Annotated in this window: 19 protein-coding genes; 7 read left to right on the top strand and 12 right to left on the bottom strand. The window is 66.2% G+C overall.

The features are described from left to right. Positions 1 to 51: 51 nt before the first annotated feature. Positions 52 to 264: a three-helix bundle dimerization domain-containing protein gene (locus E3T37_RS17465; protein ID WP_134368039.1), complete on the top strand. Its 213-nt coding sequence runs from the start codon at positions 52 to 54 to the stop codon at positions 262 to 264. A 59-nt stretch (positions 265 to 323) separates the two neighbouring features. Beyond that, positions 324 to 1133 carry a DUF1206 domain-containing protein gene (locus E3T37_RS14800; RefSeq protein ID WP_134368038.1) on the top strand — a complete coding sequence of 270 codons (810 nt, stop codon included), beginning with the start codon at positions 324 to 326 and terminating at the stop codon, positions 1131 to 1133. Here E3T37_RS14800 and E3T37_RS17460 read toward each other — a convergent pair. Then, complete coding sequence (locus tag E3T37_RS17460) at positions 1130 to 2605, bottom strand: phosphatase PAP2 family protein (RefSeq protein WP_241985435.1); 1476 nt, start codon at positions 2603 to 2605, stop codon at positions 1130 to 1132. The genes E3T37_RS14800 and E3T37_RS17460 overlap by 4 nt on opposite strands. A 274-nt stretch (positions 2606 to 2879) precedes the next feature. On the opposite strand from E3T37_RS17460, the gene E3T37_RS14785 reads away from it, so the two are divergent. From E3T37_RS14785 to E3T37_RS14775, 3 genes are read left to right on the top strand one after another with little or no spacing between them, the layout of a single operon-like run. Then, complete coding sequence (locus E3T37_RS14785) at positions 2880 to 3641, top strand: histidine phosphatase family protein (RefSeq protein ID WP_134368037.1); 762 nt, start codon at positions 2880 to 2882, stop codon at positions 3639 to 3641. Positions 3642 to 3650: 9 nt separating this feature from the next. Then, complete coding sequence (locus E3T37_RS14780; RefSeq protein ID WP_134368036.1) at positions 3651 to 4205, top strand: DUF3090 family protein; 555 nt, start codon at positions 3651 to 3653, stop codon at positions 4203 to 4205. A gap of 2 nt (positions 4206 to 4207) precedes the next feature. Then, positions 4208 to 4972 carry an SCO1664 family protein gene (locus tag E3T37_RS14775; RefSeq protein ID WP_134368035.1) on the top strand — a complete coding sequence of 255 codons (765 nt, stop codon included), beginning with the start codon at positions 4208 to 4210 and terminating at the stop codon, positions 4970 to 4972. Positions 4973 to 4984: 12 nt separating this feature from the next. Here E3T37_RS14775 and nrdG read toward each other — a convergent pair whose 3' ends face one another. Then, positions 4985 to 5587, bottom strand: coding sequence for an anaerobic ribonucleoside-triphosphate reductase activating protein (gene nrdG, locus E3T37_RS14770; protein WP_134368034.1), 603 nt, complete (start codon positions 5585 to 5587; stop codon positions 4985 to 4987). Further along, on the bottom strand, positions 5580 to 7817 hold the full coding sequence (nrdD, locus tag E3T37_RS14765; protein ID WP_134368033.1) for an anaerobic ribonucleoside-triphosphate reductase: 2238 nt from the start codon (positions 7815 to 7817) through the stop codon (positions 5580 to 5582). The genes nrdG and nrdD overlap by 8 nt, the downstream gene beginning before the upstream one ends. A 298-nt stretch (positions 7818 to 8115) precedes the next feature. Here nrdD and E3T37_RS14760 point away from each other — a divergent pair, with 298 nt between their 5' ends. After that, positions 8116 to 8973: a pseudouridine synthase gene (locus tag E3T37_RS14760; RefSeq protein ID WP_241978598.1), complete on the top strand. Its 858-nt coding sequence runs from the start codon at positions 8116 to 8118 to the stop codon at positions 8971 to 8973. Here the strand turns inward: E3T37_RS14760 and E3T37_RS14755 are convergent, their stop codons facing one another. Continuing rightward, a complete protein-coding gene (locus E3T37_RS14755) occupies positions 8974 to 9459 on the bottom strand; it encodes a class F sortase (RefSeq protein ID WP_160141109.1) in 486 nt (161 codons plus the stop codon). Between the two features lie 196 nt (positions 9460 to 9655). Then, positions 9656 to 10510: a hypothetical protein gene (locus E3T37_RS14750; RefSeq protein WP_134368030.1), complete on the bottom strand. Its 855-nt coding sequence runs from the start codon at positions 10508 to 10510 to the stop codon at positions 9656 to 9658. Positions 10511 to 10650: 140 nt separating this feature from the next. On the opposite strand from E3T37_RS14750, the gene arfB reads away from it, so the two are divergent. Continuing rightward, positions 10651 to 11073, top strand: a complete 423-nt coding sequence (gene arfB, locus E3T37_RS14745; RefSeq protein WP_134368029.1) for an alternative ribosome rescue aminoacyl-tRNA hydrolase ArfB — start codon at positions 10651 to 10653, stop codon at positions 11071 to 11073. Positions 11074 to 11111: 38 nt separating this feature from the next. Here the strand turns inward: arfB and E3T37_RS14740 are convergent, their stop codons facing one another. The 7 genes from E3T37_RS14740 to E3T37_RS14710 form a co-directional block, all read right to left on the bottom strand. Continuing rightward, positions 11112 to 12995: an FAD-binding monooxygenase gene (locus E3T37_RS14740; protein WP_134368028.1), complete on the bottom strand. Its 1884-nt coding sequence runs from the start codon at positions 12993 to 12995 to the stop codon at positions 11112 to 11114. Between the two features lie 164 nt (positions 12996 to 13159). Further along, entirely contained in the window at positions 13160 to 13969 is an 810-nt protein-coding gene (locus E3T37_RS14735; protein ID WP_304992822.1) for a Cof-type HAD-IIB family hydrolase, read from the bottom strand. Between the two features lie 21 nt (positions 13970 to 13990). Beyond that, on the bottom strand, positions 13991 to 15085 hold the full coding sequence (locus E3T37_RS14730) for a C45 family peptidase (RefSeq protein WP_134402329.1): 1095 nt from the start codon (positions 15083 to 15085) through the stop codon (positions 13991 to 13993). Then, positions 15082 to 15912: an ABC transporter ATP-binding protein gene (locus E3T37_RS14725; protein WP_134368025.1), complete on the bottom strand. Its 831-nt coding sequence runs from the start codon at positions 15910 to 15912 to the stop codon at positions 15082 to 15084. The genes E3T37_RS14730 and E3T37_RS14725 overlap by 4 nt, the downstream gene beginning before the upstream one ends. Beyond that, the gene (locus tag E3T37_RS14720) at positions 15909 to 16715 is read right to left on the bottom strand and encodes an ABC transporter ATP-binding protein (protein ID WP_134368024.1); all 807 of its coding nucleotides are present in this window, start codon (positions 16713 to 16715) and stop codon (positions 15909 to 15911) included. Before E3T37_RS14720 ends, E3T37_RS14725 begins: the two co-directional genes overlap by 4 nt. Continuing rightward, complete coding sequence (locus E3T37_RS14715; protein ID WP_134368023.1) at positions 16715 to 17542, bottom strand: ABC transporter permease; 828 nt, start codon at positions 17540 to 17542, stop codon at positions 16715 to 16717. Before E3T37_RS14715 ends, E3T37_RS14720 begins: the two co-directional genes overlap by 1 nt. After that, entirely contained in the window at positions 17539 to 18471 is a 933-nt protein-coding gene (locus E3T37_RS14710) for an ABC transporter permease (protein ID WP_241975751.1), read from the bottom strand. The genes E3T37_RS14715 and E3T37_RS14710 overlap by 4 nt, the downstream gene beginning before the upstream one ends. Positions 18472 to 18505: the final 34 nt, after the last annotated feature.

The raw sequence follows: 18505 nt of genomic DNA, 5'->3' as shown, positions 1-18505 counted from the left end.
CCCGCGGCGCAGCGGATTGACGATCGGGCCGTTCGGCAGGACTATGGCCTCGTGAGCACTGATGAGGAACTGAGGGCCATCGCGAAGGTGGTCGATCGACTCGCCGAGAGATTCCCTCACATTCCACGGTCGAGCATCGAGCGAGCGGTCCTCGAAGAGCACAAAGCCCTGGATGGGCGGCCGGTCAGAGAGTATGTTCCTGTGCTGGTTGAACGTGGTGCCAAGGGGCGCCTGCGTGGTCACGGCGCGGCAACGACGTCATAGAATCAAGCGCCCACGACCTGCTCCGGGGGAGTGACGGAGGTCTGTCCTAAGCTGAGCCCATGATCAGTGATTCAGCGGCCAAAGTCGCCCGTACGGCCAAGCGCAGCGACAGTCTGCAGATCCTGGCCCGGCTGGGCTTCGCCGTGAACGGTTTGTTGCACCTTCTCATCGCCGGGCTCGCCATCGCCATTGCGGTCGGCGGAGGTGGCACCGCCGATCAGTCCGGTGCGTTCGGGCAGCTGGCGGCGAGCCCGGGCGGGGTCTTTGTGCTGTGGGCCGTCGTGGTCGGCCTGTTCGCCCTCGGGTTGTGGCTGCTCCTGGGCGCGTTCCTGATTCAGGGAGCCGATCCCAAGCGCAAATGGTCGCACCGAGTGGTCGAAACGAGTAAGGCGACGGTTTACCTCGTTCTCGCGGGGACGGCTGCCACGTTCGCGCTCGGAGGAACGACGAATTCGGCCGGCAGCACCCGTGACACCAGTGCCCGTCTCATGTCGGCCCCGGGCGGTGTGTTCGTGCTGCTGGCTGTGGCTCTGGTCGTGCTCGCCATCGGCGGCTACTTCGTGCGCAAGGGTGCGCTCAAGAAATTCACCGCGGACATCTCGGTGCCGAGCGGCCCCGCCGGATCGGCCATCATCGCTCTGGGGATGGTGGGCTACATCGCCAAGGGCATCGCGCTGGGTGTGATGGCGGTTCTGATCGGTGTCGCCGCGCTCACGCTGGACCCGAGCAAGTCGACCGGCCTCGACGGGGCGCTGAAAAGCCTGGCCGCGCTGCCGTCCGGCGAGATCATCCTGACGGCGATCGCCATCGGGCTCATCGCCTACGGGGCGTACTGTTTCGGTCGGGCGTGGCGCGCCCGGCTCTACTAGACGCCCCTCGTCTCCTCTTTCGTCTCCTCTTTCGTCTCCTCTTTAGTCTCCTCTTTCGTGCCCTCGAGACCTCGCGTCTCCTCGGGAACGCGCGCGGTGCGCCAGGTGTCGAAGGCGATCACGCCGCCGACAATGATCAGGGACAGCGAAACGGATGCCAGCGCATCCGTGGCCCAGTGGTAACCCAGATAGACGCGGCTGACGGCCGCGGCAACGATGCAGACCACGGCGAAGCCGAACCCGGCGACCGTTCCACGGATGCTCGCGCGACGTGAGAAGACGAGGTAGGCCGTGAGCAGCACGAAGTCTGTCGCGCCGAGGACGTGCCCGGACGGGAAGGAGAACGAGGGATCGGGGCCGAAGAGCATGAGTTCCGTCGGCGGACGGTGGCGGTTGACCGAATGCCCGATGATCTGGCCCAGCACGACGCCGACCAGCATGGCCGCAGCCAGGATCACGGGTCGCCGCGCGTGCTTGCCGATGACACCCCAGGCGAGCGTCAGGACGAGCAGGGTGATCGGTAGCGCGATGGGCCCGAAGAGAATGGCCAGACCGATCATGACCGACGTCAGAGCGGGCGAGCGCCACGTGGCCAGCCATGCCTGCACTGGTTCGTCGATGACGGTCAAGCCGTTTTTGTTCAGCACGGACAGGAGGATGACCGTGAAGAACACGGCACCGAGGCCGGCCAGTACGATCGAGGTCAGGTAGAGCCGGCGGCGGGAGGCGGCTTCGAGCATCCGTGGTTCGACCATGAGCTTGTCGTGAAGGACCGACCAGGAGAACCGTCCGGGTGGCCGGCTTCTGGCGAGCTCGTGCTCACCGTCGAGTTTCGCGGCCAGTGGCGCCCAGATGACGACGGCGACGCCGATTCCGAGCAGCAGCGCACCGATGGTGTCGGTGAGCCAGTGCGCACCCAGGTAGGTGCGGCTCATCATCATGACGATCGTGTATACCGAACCGGCCACCCAGACCCAGACCCGCGGAAAGAGGATGCCCAGAACCACGGCCATGGTCGCGGCGTTGGCGACGTGCCCGGAGGGGAACGATCCGAAATCGAGGTTCGTCATCAGGTTCTCCGGGCGGGCCCGACCGAAGAGATTCTTGAGCAGCTGCACGACTCCACCGGTCACCACCGTTGCGGCGAGAAAGTAACCGGCGGCCCAGGGGCGTTTCGCCAGCAGCAGGGCGACGGCGATCACAACGGGCAGGATGATGATCGCGACCAGTCCGCCGCCCAGGGTGTCCATCGCCAGGGCGAGGGTTTGCCAGATGGGCGCCCGATTCTCGATCAGCTCTTTCATCCACTCGGTGTCGATGGAGAGGGGCAGGCCCTGGTCGCGCACCACGATGAGAGCGCCGAGGATGAAGGCCAGTCCGAGGGCCATCAGCCCGCTCACCAGCGGCCACCAGTGCGTGACGCGCTTGGCGCGCGGCTTCGCTGCAACTTCTGGGTTCATCTGCGCGTCCATCAGGCAATGCTAGAGGGTCCGGCGCGATCGAAAGACGAGCGGTGCAGGGCGATCCGTGCCCTAACCAATTCGACGGAGATTTTGCCCAAAACGGGCTGCAACAGGCCTGAACGGGCGTTTTTCCGCAAAATCTCCGTCGAATTGGTTCCGTCGAATTGGTTCGACGCGCTTGGGACAGGAGCTGTCGCAGACGGGTGGAGGCCGGGCCCCGGGCGTCGGACTGGCCCAGTGGCTGAGAGGGAGTCTGCCCTGAACCAATGCCTAGGCTGTACCCATGGCCACAGTCATCCTCGTGCGGCACGGACGCACCACCGCGAATGCCGACGGAATGTTAGCCGGACGCGCCCCCGGCGTCAGGCTCGACCAGATCGGGCAGGAACAGGCAGCCCTCACGGGCCAGCGCCTGGCGGCGGTGAACCTGGTCGGCGTGGTCTCCAGCCCCCTCGAGCGCTGCCGGCAGACCTCGCAACTGATCCTCGACCACCAGGCCGGCTCGCTGGTGGGGCCCATCACGTCGGCAACGCCGGGCTCGGAGGGCTCGCCTCGCTCGCCGGGCACCCTGGTGGAGGAGGAGGGCATCACCGAGTGCGACTACGGAGAATGGCAGGGCCGGGCCCTCGGCGATCTCGCCAAGGAGGCGCTGTGGTCGGTGGTGCAGACCCAGCCGTCCGCCGCCGTGTTCCCCGGCGGCGAGTCGCTGGCCGCCATGCAGGCCAGGTCGGTCGCCACGATCCGCCGTCACGACGCGGCGTTCGAGGCTCAGCACGGCCCGGGTGCGGTGTGGGTGGCGGTGAGCCACGGCGACATCATCAAGTCCGTTCTGGCCGACGCCCTCGGCATGCATCTTGACCTGTTCCAGCGCATCAACGTCGGTCCGGCATCCGTGTCGATCGTTCGATACGGCGTCAATCGCCCGAGTGTGCACGCCATCAACACCGACGCCGGCGACCTCTCCTGGCTCGGCGCAGCCACCCCCTCGGCCGACGCGCAGGTCGGTGGCGGAGCCGGTCAGGCGCCGCACACATCCGGCCCCTAAAATACCCACATGCCAACTATCGTCCATGAGTTCGCCTGGCCGGATCGGGTCGTCGTCGGCACCGTCGGCCTCCCCGGGTCACGCAGGTTCTACCTGCAGGCGCGCACCGGGGCTCACCTGATCAGCATCGGCCTGGACAAGCAACACGCGGCTGTGCTCGCGGATGCCGTCGATGAGATGCTCGACGAGTTGCGGGCCCGCGAGGGCAATCCGTTCGGCATCCCGACCGACACTCCGATCGAGCTCGTCGACAACGAGCCGCTGGAGCAGCCCCTCACGGAAGAATTCACAACCGGCGCGATGAGCCTGGTCTGGGACCCCTCCACCGTGCAGATCGTGATCGAGGCGCACCAGGCCCCGGGTGAGATCGAGAGCTTCGCCGAAATCCTGACCGGCCCCAAGGAGCCGCAGGGATTGCTGTTGGTACGGATGCCTGTCGGCACCGCCCGGGCATTCGCGAAGCGCACGCACGAGGTGGTCGGGGCCGGTCGACCCCTCTGCCCGCTCTGCGGCAGCCCCATCGACCCGGACGGGCACGTCTGCAGCTTCCCCGACGGCCCCTGACGATGGCCGCCGACTTCGCCGACGGCGAGCTCGAACTCACCGGCCGCATCACGACGGCCTCGAACGCGACCTTTCTCGGCAGCATCGGCGGCGTGGTAGTGGTCTACAAGCCGATCGCCGGAGAGCATCCCCTGTGGGATTTCCCGGACGGCAACCTGGCCGGCCGGGAGGTCGCGGCCTACCGGGTCTCGCAGGCCTTCGACTGGAACGTCGTGCCCCGCACCTGGCTGCGGGGCGGCCCGATGGGCCCCGGGATGGTGCAGCTGTGGCAGGAGCCGGATCCCGAACAGGATGCCGTCGATCTGGTCCCGTGGGAAGCCGCCCCGGCCCCGGGCTGGCGCCGGGTCTTCGACGGCCGGGACGAGCACAATCGGGCGGTGACGCTGATCCATGAAGACTCGGCCGCGCTGCGACGGATGGCCGTGTTCGACATCGTCGTGAACAACGCCGATCGCAAGGGAGACCACATCCTCGCCATGCCGGGCGGGCACCGGCACGGCGTCGACCACGGACTCACGTTCCACGCCGACCACAAGCTGCGCACCGTGCTCTGGGGCTGGCTGGGCGAAGAGCTCAGCGCCGACGAACTCGCCGGCATCGACCGGGTCACGTCCCGGCTGACCGGCGAGCTCGGCGACACCCTCGCCGAGCTGCTCAGCGACGTCGAGATCGCCGCCCTGGCCGCGCGCTGCGATCGGCTCCGCACTGAGGGCCGGTTCCCGGCACCGCGGGGCGACATGCCCGCGGTGCCCTGGCCACTGTTCTGACTTCCAGAACTTCTAGATCAGGTTGCGTTTCTCGATCTGTTCATAGCTGCTGGTCGCATCCTTTAGTTCGCCCCACAGCGTCACCTGGCCACTGGCGAGGGAAGCCTTGACGTCGATGATCCGCTGGTTGCTGCTGCCCCGGAACTGCAGGCCCGGGTCGCGCTTGCCCAGTTCGAACCGGCCGTCGACCAGAACGTCGATCGCGCCGAGCAGGGCGAGCTTGTCCGCACTTTCCAGCAGCAGCTCTTCGAACGTGTAGCCGGTCCAGCACCACACGTCCTTCGACGAGCCGAGTTCCCGGCGAACCCGGTCGAGGAGCGACAGGCACACCCCGGTGTTGAGGAACGGCTCGCCGCCGAGCAGGGTGAGGCCCTGCACATACTCCTGGCCGAGGTCTGCCAGGATCTGGTCCTCGAGTTCACCGGTGTACGGCTGTCCGTAGCGAAAACTCCAGGTGGCCTCGTTGAAGCAGCCCTCACAGGCGAACAGGCACCCGGACAGGTACAGGCTGCACCGCACCCCCTCGCCGTCGACGAAGACGAAGGGTTTGTAGTCGCCGACGTGCTGCTGGCTCAGCTTCTCCGACAGCCACTCGCCGGGCTGGGGGTTACGCATCCGCGGCCACGGATGCGGCGGCATCCGCCCCACGGATGCCGGTGGCGCCGGCCATGTGCTTGACCCGGGAGGTGATCTCCGTGTGCCGGCCGTGCACCATCGGGCGGGCCTGCGGGTTGCCGAGGTAGCCGCAGGTGCGCTTGACGACGTCGCAGGTCATCGGGTCGGCGTTTCCGCACTCGGGGCATTCGAATCCGCGCTCGGTGGCGTCGAAGTCGCCCGAGAAACCACAGGCGTAACAGTGGTCGATCGGGGTGTTGGTGCCCAGGTAGCCGACCCGATCGTAGGAGTAGTCCCACACGGCCTCGAGTGCCTTGGGGTTCTGCTGCAGGATCGGGTACTCGCAGTAGTGGATGAACCCGCCGGAGGAATACGTCGGGTAGATCTTCTCGAAGTCCAGCTTCTCGAACGGCGTCGGGTTCTTGCGCACGTCGTAGTGGAAGCTGTTGGTGTAGTAGTCCTTGTCGGTGATGTTCGGCACGGAGCCGAATTTCTCGGTGTCGAGTCGGCAGAACCGGTCGGTCAGACTCTCGCTCGGCGTCGAGTACACACTGAACTGGTAGCCGTACTCGTTGCTCCACGCAGTGGTGCGCTCGTGCAGCGTGCGCAGGATGTCGATGGTGAAGTCACGGGCTTCGGTGTTGGTTTCCCAGTCGCCGCCGTAGAAGGACGCGGCCACCTCGTAGAGGCCGATGTAGCCGAGGGACACCGTGGCCCGCTTGTTCTTGAAGAGGGTGTCGACCGGCTGGCCGGCCGACAGGTGCTGGCCGAAGGCGCCGTAGACGTAAAGAATCGGGGCGTTCTGCGGGGTCGCTTCCTTGCACCGCTCGATTCGAAAGAGCAGAGCGTCGCGCGCCGTGCTCACCCGCTCGGCGAGAATGCTCCAGAACTTTCCCTTGTCGCCGGCGGCCTCGAGGGCGATCCGGGGCAGATTGAGCGTCACGACTCCGAGGTTCATCCGGCCTTCGGAGACGTCGTTGCCGTCCTCGTCGGTCCAGCCCTGCAGGAACGAGCGGCAGCCCATCGGCACCTTGAAGCTGCCGGTGAGTTCGACGATCTTGTCGTAGTTGAGGATGTCCGGGTACATGCGCTTGGTGGAACACTCCAGCGCCAGCTGCTTGATGTCGTAGTTCGGGTCGGCCGGTTCGAGGTTGAGGCCCCGCTTGACGGTGAAGATCAGCTTCGGGAAGATCGCCGTGCGCTTTTCGCTGCCCAGCCCCTCGATCCGGATCTGCAGGATCGCCTTCTGGATCTCGCGCTCGAACCAGCTGGTGCCGAGGCCGAAGCCGAGGGAAGTGAACGGTGTCTGCCCGTTCGAGGTGAACAGGGTGTTGATCTCGTACTCGAGGCTCTGCATCGCGTCGTAGATGTCCTTGAGGGTCTTCTCCTCGGCGTACGGCTGGTGCTGCGACTCGTCCGTTATCCACTTCCGGGCGTCGGCCAGGTGCTTCTCGAGGTTCTTCTCGGCGTAGGGGGCGAGCACCTCGTCGATGCGGTTGCCGGAGCATCCGCCGTACTGGGTCGATGAGACGTTAGCGATGATCTGGGAGATTTGGGCCGTGGCCGTCTGAACCGACCGGGGCGGATCGACGTCGGCGTTGCCGATCCGGAAGCCCTGACTCAGCATGGTCTTGAAGTCGATGAGGCAGCAGTTCGTCATCGGCGCATAGGGGTGGTAGTCGAGGTCGTGGTAGTGCAGGTCGCCCTTCTGGTGGGCGTTCGCGACGTGCGGGGGCAGCATTTTCAGGCCGATGGCCTTGCCCACGGCTCCGGCGGTCAGGTCGCGCTGGGTGTTGAAGACGTCGCTGTCCTTGTTGGCGTTCTCGTTGACGACCGATTGGTCTTTGCTGATCAGTTTGACGATCGAGTGGTTGATGTCGGTGGCTTTGCTGCGTGCGAAGTCCCGCTGGATGCGGTAATTAATGTATGCCTCGGCTGCGTCGTATTCCTTGCTGTCCAGCAGGGCATGTTCCACGATGTTCTGCACCTCGTAGATTTTTATGTCCACCGCGAAGCGGGAGGCTATCTCGCGATTGACGCGAGCGACCAGATCACGGATGGTGCGGTGCGTGAGCGGGGTCAGCTCACCGTTGACCTCCGTGAAGCTCTTGGCGAGTGCCGCGTAGATGCGGGCGTCATCGAAGGCGAGCCGGCGTCCATCCCGTTTGGCCACCATGAGCGTGCTCGGAGTGTTCCCCGTCGGGACGGTTCCTGCGCCGGGGTTTTCCATTTTCAACACTCTGTGCCATCTCCTTGGGGTCAGCACCCACGACAATCGGGCGGGGGGGTTGAGCCGGGCGAAGGAACCATATGTAGTGGTTGGGGTGTGATCTCCATACTACCTGTAGGGGTTGGCGGCGATTCGCTTCGGCTCGCCGCGGCCGCCACCGAGTTGGTGAGACGGATACCGGGCGACGTACGATCAGTGAATGCCCCCGCCCTCACCGTTGCCGCAACGCCACGGGCTCGATGCCGCCTGGGTGAGCACGCCCGATCGGGACCGCGCCCGGCCGCATCCGTGGCCGACCATGGGCGCCTGGTTGCTCGAGCGTCTCGCCGAGTTCGTCGATGTCGCCGCTTTTCTGGCCGGGGAGCGCTTCGCCTATCAGTCGGGCGAGCCGGTCGTCGGCAGCGACCCCTACCAGCCCCATACCTTCGTCTGGTTTCATCGCGACCTCGCCGATGAGGCCTTCGTGCCCGGTATCATCCACGTAGTCCATCGGGACGCCCGACTCGTCGTGATCGACAAGCCGGCCTTTCTGTCGACGATTCCGCGTGGTCGGCACGTCCTGCAGAGTGTGGTGGTGCGCCTGCGCGCCGAGTTGGGGCTGCCCGAGCTCTCGCCGTTGCATCGCCTGGACCGGGTGACGTCGGGCCTTCTGGTCCTCGCGACCGAGCGACGGTGGCGCGGGGCGTATCAAACGATGTTCCAACGCGGCGAGGTCGGCAAGACGTATCGTGCGCTGGCCCCCCTGCGGCCGGAACTTGATCTCCCCGTCACCGTCCGCAACCACCTCGCCACCAGGCGAGGCCACTGGCAGGCCGAGGTGACCGACGATCCGGCCAACGCCGAGTCGCTGATCGAGCTGGAGACCGTCCTGCAGGGCGGTGTGCAGGACGGCGTGCAGGACATCGGCGTCTATCGGCTGACGCCGCGCACCGGCCGCACCCATCAGCTGCGGATGCACATGCTGGGCCTGGGGATCCCGATCATCGATGACCCGGTGTACCCCGTCGTTCAGGATGTCGCGATCGACGATTTCACCCGGCCGCTGCAGCTCCTGGCGAGTGAGGTGACGTTCACCGATCCCATCGACGGGGAGCTGCGCCGGTTCGAGAGCGTGCGAACACTTCCGTTGCCTGCCGAGGCCGCGCGGGCCGAGTGATCAGCAACCGACGTTTGTCTTGTCCTGGTCCAGTTGCAGCACCGCGACGATGTTCTGCACGGTGGCGGAGTTCGGGTCGTAGCCCACGGGGCGGTAGCAGCTGACGAGAACCAGACGGTTGGGGATGGCGTCGGTGAGTTCGTCGTTGTTCTTGTACTGCGCTTTGTCCAGCTTGAGGGACTTCTGCTCGACGTAGCATAGCCTCCCGTTTGCCGTGTCGATGCTCGCGACGGCTCCGGGACGCAGATCCTTCAGGTCGTTGAAGACCGCGGTGTCAACCCAGGAGTGTCCGTACAGGTAGACCGTATTGGTCGAGTCCGTGCCGGCCAGACCGCCGGCAATGGTCGTGTCCCAGGCGATGGTGGTGAGTTCGGTCGGATCGAAGCCGCCACGGCTGTCGATCATCGACTGCGTGTATTTGGAGACGGCTCCGTCGATCCCGATCGAGGGGACCGTGAGACGCAGCGGCACGGATGCGTTGATCACGACATCAGGCGCAGGTGTAGCCGAGGGAACGTCCGGGGCAACGGGCAGGGGCGCGGCCGGTGTCGCCGGTGTGACGCGGTGAATCGAGGGTGTCGGCAGGGCCGTCGGGGCTGTCTCCGGGCCGGTCGGGTGGAGAAGGATCCACCCGACCGACATCACTAAGAGAAGCGCCGCTACTCCGCCGAGCAGCGCCGGTTTAGCGACGGGCACCAATCCGGCGTGCGGCGAAGGCTGCGGTCAGCAGCCCGGCCAGCAGCAGCGCTCCGGCCCCGAGGAAGACGGGGGAGTCGTTACCGCCGGCTGAGACGTGCGTGAAGCCGTCGGTCTTGGAGTCGTGCAGTTTGTTCTTGGCGACCGGCGACGCCTTCGGTGTGGGCGTCGTCGAGGAGGCAAGGCTGATGTTCTTCAGCGAGGCGGCGCAGGTGACGACGGATCCGCCGCCGTTGGCCGTGTTGTTGCACTGGTTGATCGAGACCGGCAGCTGCGCGCTCATGGTCGAGGGGGTCACCGTGCAGGTGACGCGATCGGAAGCGCCGCCGCCGTTCACTGATCCGTTGCACTGGGTGATCGTCGCGCCGGATACGTTGGCGGGGAACGGGTCGCAGTTCAGGGTCGGTGCGGTGCCTTCCGCCCCGGATCCGTTGCACTGGTTGACGGTTGCGCCGGTGACGCCCGTGGACGCCGCCCCGGTGATGTTGTTGGTGACGTCTACGTTGCAGATGACGCTGGCGCCGCCGCCGTTCGCGGCATAGTTGCACTGGCTGACCGATGTGGTGAGCGCGTCATAGCTCTTCGTCGAGGTCGTGCAGGTCGGCTCCGTGTTCGCGGGGCCGTGGCATTCCTTGACGGTGACGGTGGAATTGGCCACTCCGGTGGCGACGTTGAGGTTGTTGACCACGGTCACGTCGCAGTTCAGGCCCAGACCGGGGGTGTTGTCCACATTGTTGCACTGGGCGATCGTCTCCGCAGCCGACGCGGGTCCGCCGGAGGGGGCGAACGTCAGGCCCAGAACCGAGAGGAGGAGCGCCGCGGCGAGGACGGAAACTCTCATCATCGGCGTGCTGAAACGAGAAGCGCCGATGGGCGCGGGGTTAGTCAAAGCCGTGTTCACAGCACTCCTCAAATAGGGGGAAAGGCTACCATGCGGCCTCCCCTCAGGCCGAATGCCGCAGATCGTGCGACGCTGGGTGCATGGACCTGGAGGTAACGCCCGCGTTGACCGTTCCCGAGCGCGAACTCGGCTGGCGGTTCTCGCGGTCCTCCGGTCCGGGCGGTCAGCACGTCAACACGTCCGACAGCCGGGTCGAGCTTTTCTGGAACGTCGCCGAGTCGGCGGCGCTCTCCGATGAACAGCGGATGCTGCTGCTCTCCCGCCTCGCCAAACGTCTCGTCGACGGGGTGATCACCGTGACAGCGTCGGAGCGGCGCTCCCAGTTGCGCAATCGAGAAATCGCCCGGGCCAAGCTCGCCGACCTCGTGGCCGGATGCCTGGCTCCCGCCGCGGCGCCCCGCCGGCCGACGAAACCCACCCGGGGTTCGGGCCGTCGGCACCTCGCCGCGAAGCAGCAGCGGTCGGCAACCAAACGTCAACGCCAGCGGCCGACCGCCGAGTAGCCGCGGGGCGCCCCAAAGGGGGCGCCCCGCGGGGGCGTCTACCGAACGAGCAGCACCTGCCGGAAGAACGCCGCCAGTTCCTCGGTCTCGGCCAGGGGCAGCACGTTCGCCACGTACTGGTCCGGTCGAACCACCACGACGGCGCCGCCGCGGTCGATCCCGCGAAGTTCGAAGATGTCGTGCTCCGGGTCGGTGGAGTACACCTTCTCGTAGTCGATCAGCTCGAACGGGCCGATCTTCGGCAGGAACGCGGCCGGAACGCTGCCGATGTCCACGCCGGTGTGGTCCTGCTGGTAGATCACTTTGACGTCGAAGACACTGTCGATGTCGGTCCCGCCGGGAGTGTGCAGGATCAGCGGGGACTCCGGCGACGTCTGCAACCATTCGGCCCAGTCCGAGAGCGCCGAGGCCTCACCGGATGCCGCGGCATCCGCGAACGCGTACAGACGCCAGCGGCCATCCGCTCGGTGGTGGTGTCCGAGCTGCACGGGGTTGGCGTCTCCGACGCGCACCACCGAGGCGGACTTGAAGCGCTTGCCGAGCGGGAACCCTGCGGCCAGCGGCTGGTCGGCCGCCGCACCGATCAGCATCGACGGCGGGTATTCCGTCATGAACCCGGACGGGAACTCCGCCGTCCGAGTGTAGAAGTCCTCCAGCGGCACCTCGAGGTCCTCCGGCCTGGTCGCCATCAGGGTCGACCACTGCTTGTCGAAGTCGATCAGGTTCCTGGCGATGACCTGACGCTCGGCCGAGTACGTGCCGAGCAGGGATTCTGGGCTGCGGCCTTCGAGTACATAGGCGAGCTTCCAGGCCAGGTTGAAGCCGTCCTGCATCGACACGTTCATGCCCTGACCGGCCTTCGCACTGTGCGTGTGGCAGGCGTCGCCGGTGATGAAGACCCGCGGTGTGCGGGTGCCGACCTCGGCCGGCAGCACGTCGTCGAATCGGTCGGTGAGACGGTGGGCGACCTCGTAGACGCTGTGCCAGGCGACGTTCTTCACGTCCAGCGTGTAGGGGTGGATGATGGCGTTGGCCTTCGCGATGATCTCGTCGATCGTCGTCTTGCGCACCGCTCCGTTGTCGTCGGCGGACACCTCGCCCAGGTCGACGTACATGCGGAACAGATAGCCGCCCTCACGAGGGATGAGCAGGATGTTGCCGCCGGTCCCGGACTGGATCGCGCACTTCATCCGGATGTCCGGGAAGTCGGTGACCGCGAGAACGTCCATCACTCCCCAGGCGTGGAACGCCTGGTCGCCGGCGAGCGTGCAGCCGATGGAATCGCGCACGGCGCTGCGGGCGCCGTCCGCGCCGACAACGTACCTGGCATGGACGATACGCTCCTGGCCCGCCCGTTCACCGTCGGTGTGCACCAGCGTCACCGTCACGGGGTAGTCGCCCTCGTCGGTGTTCACCAGGCTGCGGAAGTCGAAGCCGTAATCCGGCTCCATCCGCGTCGGCGAATTGGCCATCACCTCTGCGAAGTAGTCCAGCACGCGGGCCTGGTTGACGATGAGGTGCGGAAACTCGCTGATGCCGGCCGGGTCGTCGACCGCGCGGGCGGAGCGGACGATGCGGGACGCATCCGTGGGGTCCGGCGTCCAGAAGGCCATCTCGGTGATGCGGTACGCCTCCGCGATGATGCGCTCCGCGAAACCGAACGCCTGGAAGGTCTCGACGCTGCGGGCCTGGATGCCGTCGGCCTGGCCGATCGCCAGGCGCTCGCCGCGACGCTCCACGATGCGAGTCGTGATGCCGGGGAAGTGGGAGAGCTGGGCGGCGGTGATCATGCCGGCGGGACCCGTTCCGACGATGAGAACGTCGACGTTCTCGGGGAGCTCGTCGGGGCGATCGATGCCGACCCCCGCGGCGTCCTGAATGCGCGGGTCTGTGGACACGTATCCGTGGTGGTGGAACTGCACGGCTTCCTCACTTCTTTGTGGGCGGATCTGCGGGCGAAACGGACGTCACTGTCGTTGCGTGCTGGCTGTTGCGGGTAAAGCGCGCGTTCGATAATAGAACGCAGAGTTCGATTATCGCTTCACTAATGATATATCATATGGCTGCCCGCGCCAGGAGACAAGCGCTAGGGGACAAGCACCGGCTTCAGGTTCGGCAGGGCCTCACGGATGCTGCTGACCACGCCCGCCTCCGCGTTCGACGCCGCGGTGTGGCGGGCACGCGCACGGATGCTTGCGTGCGCGTTGGCCATCGCGTAGGAGTGCCCGGCGGCGTCGAGCATCTCGGCGTCGTTGAGGTAGTCGCCGAATGCCATCGTCTGCTCCCGGCTGACCCCCAGATGTCGCTGCAGCCGCACCAGCGCCCGGCCCTTGTTCGCGCCCCGGTGCATCACATCGACCCAGTTCGGGCCCGAGACCACGACATCGGCCGGCAGCCCCAGGCCCCGGATGGCCGGGCCGCTGCGCGTCTCGGCCCGGCCTGCGTCGTAGATTGCCAGCTTCAGCACATCGTCATCGAGGCAGGCGGCGTGCACGTCCGCAACGATCTCGACGGCGGCGTAATAGCGGCGGACGTGGTCGACGAAGGCCGCATCGGTGCGCTCGATGTAGGCGGTCCGGGCGCCGCAGACGACGATGCCCAGGTCGGCTCCGTCGGCCACGGTGGTGCGCACCCACTCCACGAGCGGGGCGATGGCCGCGTCCTCGACGGGTTCGCGGTGCAGGCTGGAGCCGCCCTGCATCACGCTGGTGCCGTTTTCCGCGATGTAGATCAGTCCGTCGCGCTCGCCGAACATGCCGTGGAGGGTCTGGTACTGCCGGCCGCTGGCGGGAACGAAGACGATTCCGGCCCGCAGGAGGTCATCGAGGAGAGGCCAGAACGCGTCCGGCACGTGGCCGTCGTCGTCGAGCAGGGTGCCGTCCATGTCCGAGACGATGAGATGGTGTCACCTCCAGGATCAGCGCCCCACACCGCCGGTTCGGTGTTCAGCTACCAATCGCACCGTCTCGGTGTCGATTGTGTCCGCAGGAGAGCCCGCCGACACCGTCATCCCTCGCGCGGCGGAGTCCAGGGTTATCGTTGCCAAGGTTGCCCAGCGGTCGCCTAGAACGGCACCATCCGCGGGAACGCAGCAGAGCTGGGCCGGGTCACCGGGTTGGGATACGAGGAACGGCAAGAGGCCTGACGCATCAGGCGGAAGCGGCGAAAGACGTACCCGGTCTGTCAGCGTTGCGAGGCGCAACTGAGAGTCCGGGTCGTACAGGCCCGGCTTTTCGCCCTGGGCCAGCCGGTCATCGAGGAAATGGTTCGTGTGGAGCAGCACGTCGTTCTGCGGCTGGACAACCGCTGCACCCACCGGGCTCAACTCAACGATCACGGCGCCTTCCGGACTCACGACGGTAATGGCGCTGGATGTGCTGACGGGTGCGCTGAGCAGAATGTCGACCGCCTCTGCAAGGGTTGACGCCTGAGCCAGCACCCGGGCTCCGACCAGGTGCACGGGAACCCCGTCGGCCCGGTCGGCCCGGTGGCCCAGGATATTGAGCAGAATGCCGACGCCGGCATCGTTGATGCCGATTTTGCTGATGATGCCGTACTCGGTCAGGCCGACGAAGTCGCGGGCGTTCCCGCGTACCTCCTGCAGGTGCCAGTGGTCCGACAACTCGTCATGCCAGTCCCACGTTTGGGCGCCGATGGGATTGTTCCGCGCGTTCACGATTGTCGAGCATTCACCCGGCTTCGCACCGAGGCCTCCAGAGAGGATTTCGGTGCGTGCGTTTAGGGCAGCCACCTGCCAGACGGCGAGTCCGGAACCCTCGGCGGTTCCCTCCATCTCCGAGGCCAGGTCCATGCACCATTCCCTGGTGGCCCGCAGCGCGAGTTCCGCGTTCAACTGCACCGTCTCCGGGCTGATGCCGGCAGTGGCGAAGAGAGCGAGGTAGATGGAGAGGCTCTCGGCCAGCACATCGCGGATCGCGCGGCCGCGTTGCAGACCGCGCCCGAAGGGATCCGTTGAGTCGACTTGGATTGTGATCGGAGGGTCAGTGATCATGAGGTGATTTCCTCCCGAAGGGCACGGATAACGCCGCGCTGGGGTTTCCAGCCGGGGCGAGGTGCACACTCGAGAAGCAGTTGAGTGTACGGATGCTGCGGGTTGGTCAATACTTCGGCGGTGGAGCCGCGCTCCACAATGCTTCCGCGGCGCATCACGACGACCTGATCGGCGATCATCTGTACGACCGACAAATCGTGTGTGATGAAGAGATAGGTCAGCCCCCTGGACTGGCGCAGCTCGGTCAGGAGGGCAAGGATTTGTGCCTGGACGGTGACATCGAGCGCCGCCACAGACTCGTCCAACACGATGACGGCAGGATCAGCGGCGAGGGCGCGGGCAATGGCCACGCGCTGCCTTTGGCCGCCGGAGAGCTCGCCCGGAAGCGCTCCCAGCTGGTGCGGTTCCAAGCCCACCTGTGCGAACAACTCGATGCAGCGCGCCCGTCTGGCCGCACGATCGAGGGAGGTGTGGGCGCGCAGGACCTCGTCTACGGCGGTCTGCACCGGCAGGCGGCGGTTGAGTGAACTCTGCGGGTCCTGGAAAACCATCTGGATCTGACGCGCCCGGCGGCGCAATTCGCGCCGGTTCGCCTTGGCTGCGACCGGGTGGCCCGCAACCCTGACGGTGCCCGAGTCTGAGGTCTCCAGCCCGACGATGATGCGTGCCAGCGTGGTCTTGCCTGACCCTGACTCGCCGACCACGGCCAGACAAGACCCGGACTCGACCGTCAGCGTGACCGCATCGAGCGCCGTCACTGCCCCGCTGGAGTGACCGGTGTGAAACGTCTTGGTGAGCGACTCGACGGTAATCGCGGGCGTGGTCATTCGGCGCCTCCTGCTGTGCGGGTCCAGATCACGCCGGCCGGGCGGGAGTCCATCAACTCCCGTGTGTAGTGATGCTGCGGATCGTCGCGGAGCTGTTCCGGCGCGCCGGTCTCCACTACGACGCCGTCCTTCATGACGTTGATCCGGTCGCAGATCGCGGCGGCAAGGTCGAGATCATGGGTGACGAACAGCATGGCCATGCCGAGTTCACGCCTGCAATCGTCAAGGATCGCCATTACCTCCGCCTGGGTGGTGACGTCAAGGGCAGTCGTCGGCTCGTCCGCGAGCATGAGTCGCGGTCTCCCGGCGATCGCCCCCGCGATCACGACCCGCTGGAGCATTCCCCCTGAGAGCTGGTGTGGGTACGAACCGAGGACGCGGTCCACGTGGTCGATGCCGACCTGCTCGAGGAGCTCGCCGGCGCGGAGCCGGGCTGATCGAACGGAGAGCCCCTGGGCATCGTGCATGCCCTCGACGAGGTACTGCCGGATGGGAAGCACTGGGTTGAGCACCGCGTGCGGGTTTTGGGCGATCATCGAGACGTCCCTTGCGCGCATCAGGCGTAGCGGCTCACCCCGCAGCGCGAGCACGTCGATCCCGTCGAGGGTGATGCTGCCGGTGACCCTAGCATTTCTTGGTTCAGTGCGGAGAATCGACCGCAGGGTCATCGACTTTCCACTGCCCGATTCGCCGACCAACCCGACGGCCTCGCCGGAATCGACGGTGATCGACACGTTATTGAGGATCTGGCGCGACGAGTGCTCACCGGCGATGGCTAGGTTGAGACCACGAATGTCCAGCATCAGGCCTTCCTTCCGGCGGCCGCGCGGCCACCCAGTCGTTCGCCGATGTAGCCGAGGGCGGCCACGGTCAGCACGATGCACAACCCGGCAAGGACACTCTCGGCCGGGTATCCCTTGAGCAGGGATTGCTGCCCGTTGGAGACCATGAGGCCCCAGTCGGCCTGGGGTGGCTGCACACCAAGACCCAGGAAAGACAGGGCGGCGAGTTCGATCATCGCGAAGCCAAAGTTGATCGTCGCCCCGGTCACGATGAGTGGAGCCACGTTGGGCAGCAGGTGCCGGGTCGTGATGGTGACACCGGAGATACCCTGCAGCTGTGGCGATCGTGTGTAGGGCAGGTTACGTTCGCGCATGGCCGTGCTGCGGATGACTCGGGCCGTGTACGGGATGTACGCGATCGACAGAGCGAGCGCGGCTGTGGTGAGGCTGGGTCCGAAGACGGCGATGGCGAGCATCGCGAGCAGGAGGTTGGGGAATGCGAACAGAAGGTCGAGCACCCGACTCATGAACGAGTCCACGATTCCACCCCACCAGACGCTGGTCAGTGCCAGCGTCGTGCCGAAGACCGCCGTGATGACGACCACGATCAATGGGCCGGTCAGGCTGGAGCGCGCTCCCCAGAGCAGCCGGGAGAAGATGTCTCTACCTGCCTGGTCCGTGCCGAGCAGGTGGGCCATGCTGGGGCCTTGGTAGCGCTGGGTGACGGAGCCGATGGTCGGGTCGTAAGGGGCGATGATCGGTGCCAGCAGGGCGCCGAGCACAACCAGGGCGACGAAGCCGACGGCGATGGAGCCGAGGGGGCCCATTCGTTGAAAGAACCTGCTCACTTGCTGCGCCTCGTTCCTACCCGCGGGTCGATGGCTGCGTACAGCACGTCGACGAGCAGGTTGATGATGCCGAATGCCGCGACCAGGATGATCGCGATTGCCTGCACGACTGCGAAGTCTTTTCGCTGAACCGCTCCCACCAGCAGAGTGCCGAGCCCGTCGAGGGTGAAGGCGTATTCCACGACGAAGGATCCGGCGATCAGCCCTGCGATGTGAACGCCGACAATGGTGCTCACCGGGAGCATGGAATTGCGTATGACGTGGCGGCGCAGGACGAGCATGGCAGGAACTCCGCGGGCACTCGCCATGACGGAGTGCTCGGAGTCTCGCTCCTCCCGAATGGCGGTGCGGGTGATGCGGGCGACCACGGCAGCGGACGGCAGGGCAAGGGCGAGCGCCGGGAGCGTGAGGTGCCAGATGCGATCGAGAAGGCCCGTCCCGGAACCGAAGACGGGGAACCAGCCCAGGCCGACGCTGAAGATGCTCATCAGGAGCAGAGCCGCGAAGAAGGTCGGAACAGCGAATCCCAGGTTGGAACCCAGGAGCACGACCTTGTCGACGATTCCATCGCGGACGCCGGCCCCGATGCCGAGTCCGACACCTAGCACCACGATCACGATGGCTGCGAGCAGCACGAGCATCAGCGTGGTGGGCAGGCGGTTGGCGAGCAGATCGCCCACTTCTTGACGGTTGGCAAGGGACTGCCCGAAGTCGCCCTGTAGAACGTTGGTGAGCCAGTTCCAGAAGCGGACGAAGAAGGGGTCATCCAGTGAGTACTGTTCGCGGATCGCGGCCAACACGTCCGGCGAAACGGTGCGCCCCTGAACCAGGAAGTTCTCCGGGCTGCCGGGTGCCGCGTACATGGCGGCGAACACCAGGAAGCTCGACACAACGAGCACCCCGGCCAGAGCGAGCAGCCTTCGCGTCATGAACATCACTGAGATAACCCCTTCTCGATCCCGA

The sequence above is a fragment of the Cryobacterium sp. TMT2-10 genome (genome assembly GCF_004403075.1).
GTDB classification, from domain to species: domain Bacteria; phylum Actinomycetota; class Actinomycetes; order Actinomycetales; family Microbacteriaceae; genus Cryobacterium; species Cryobacterium shii.
This window is presented reverse-complemented; position numbering and strand designations above follow the sequence as displayed.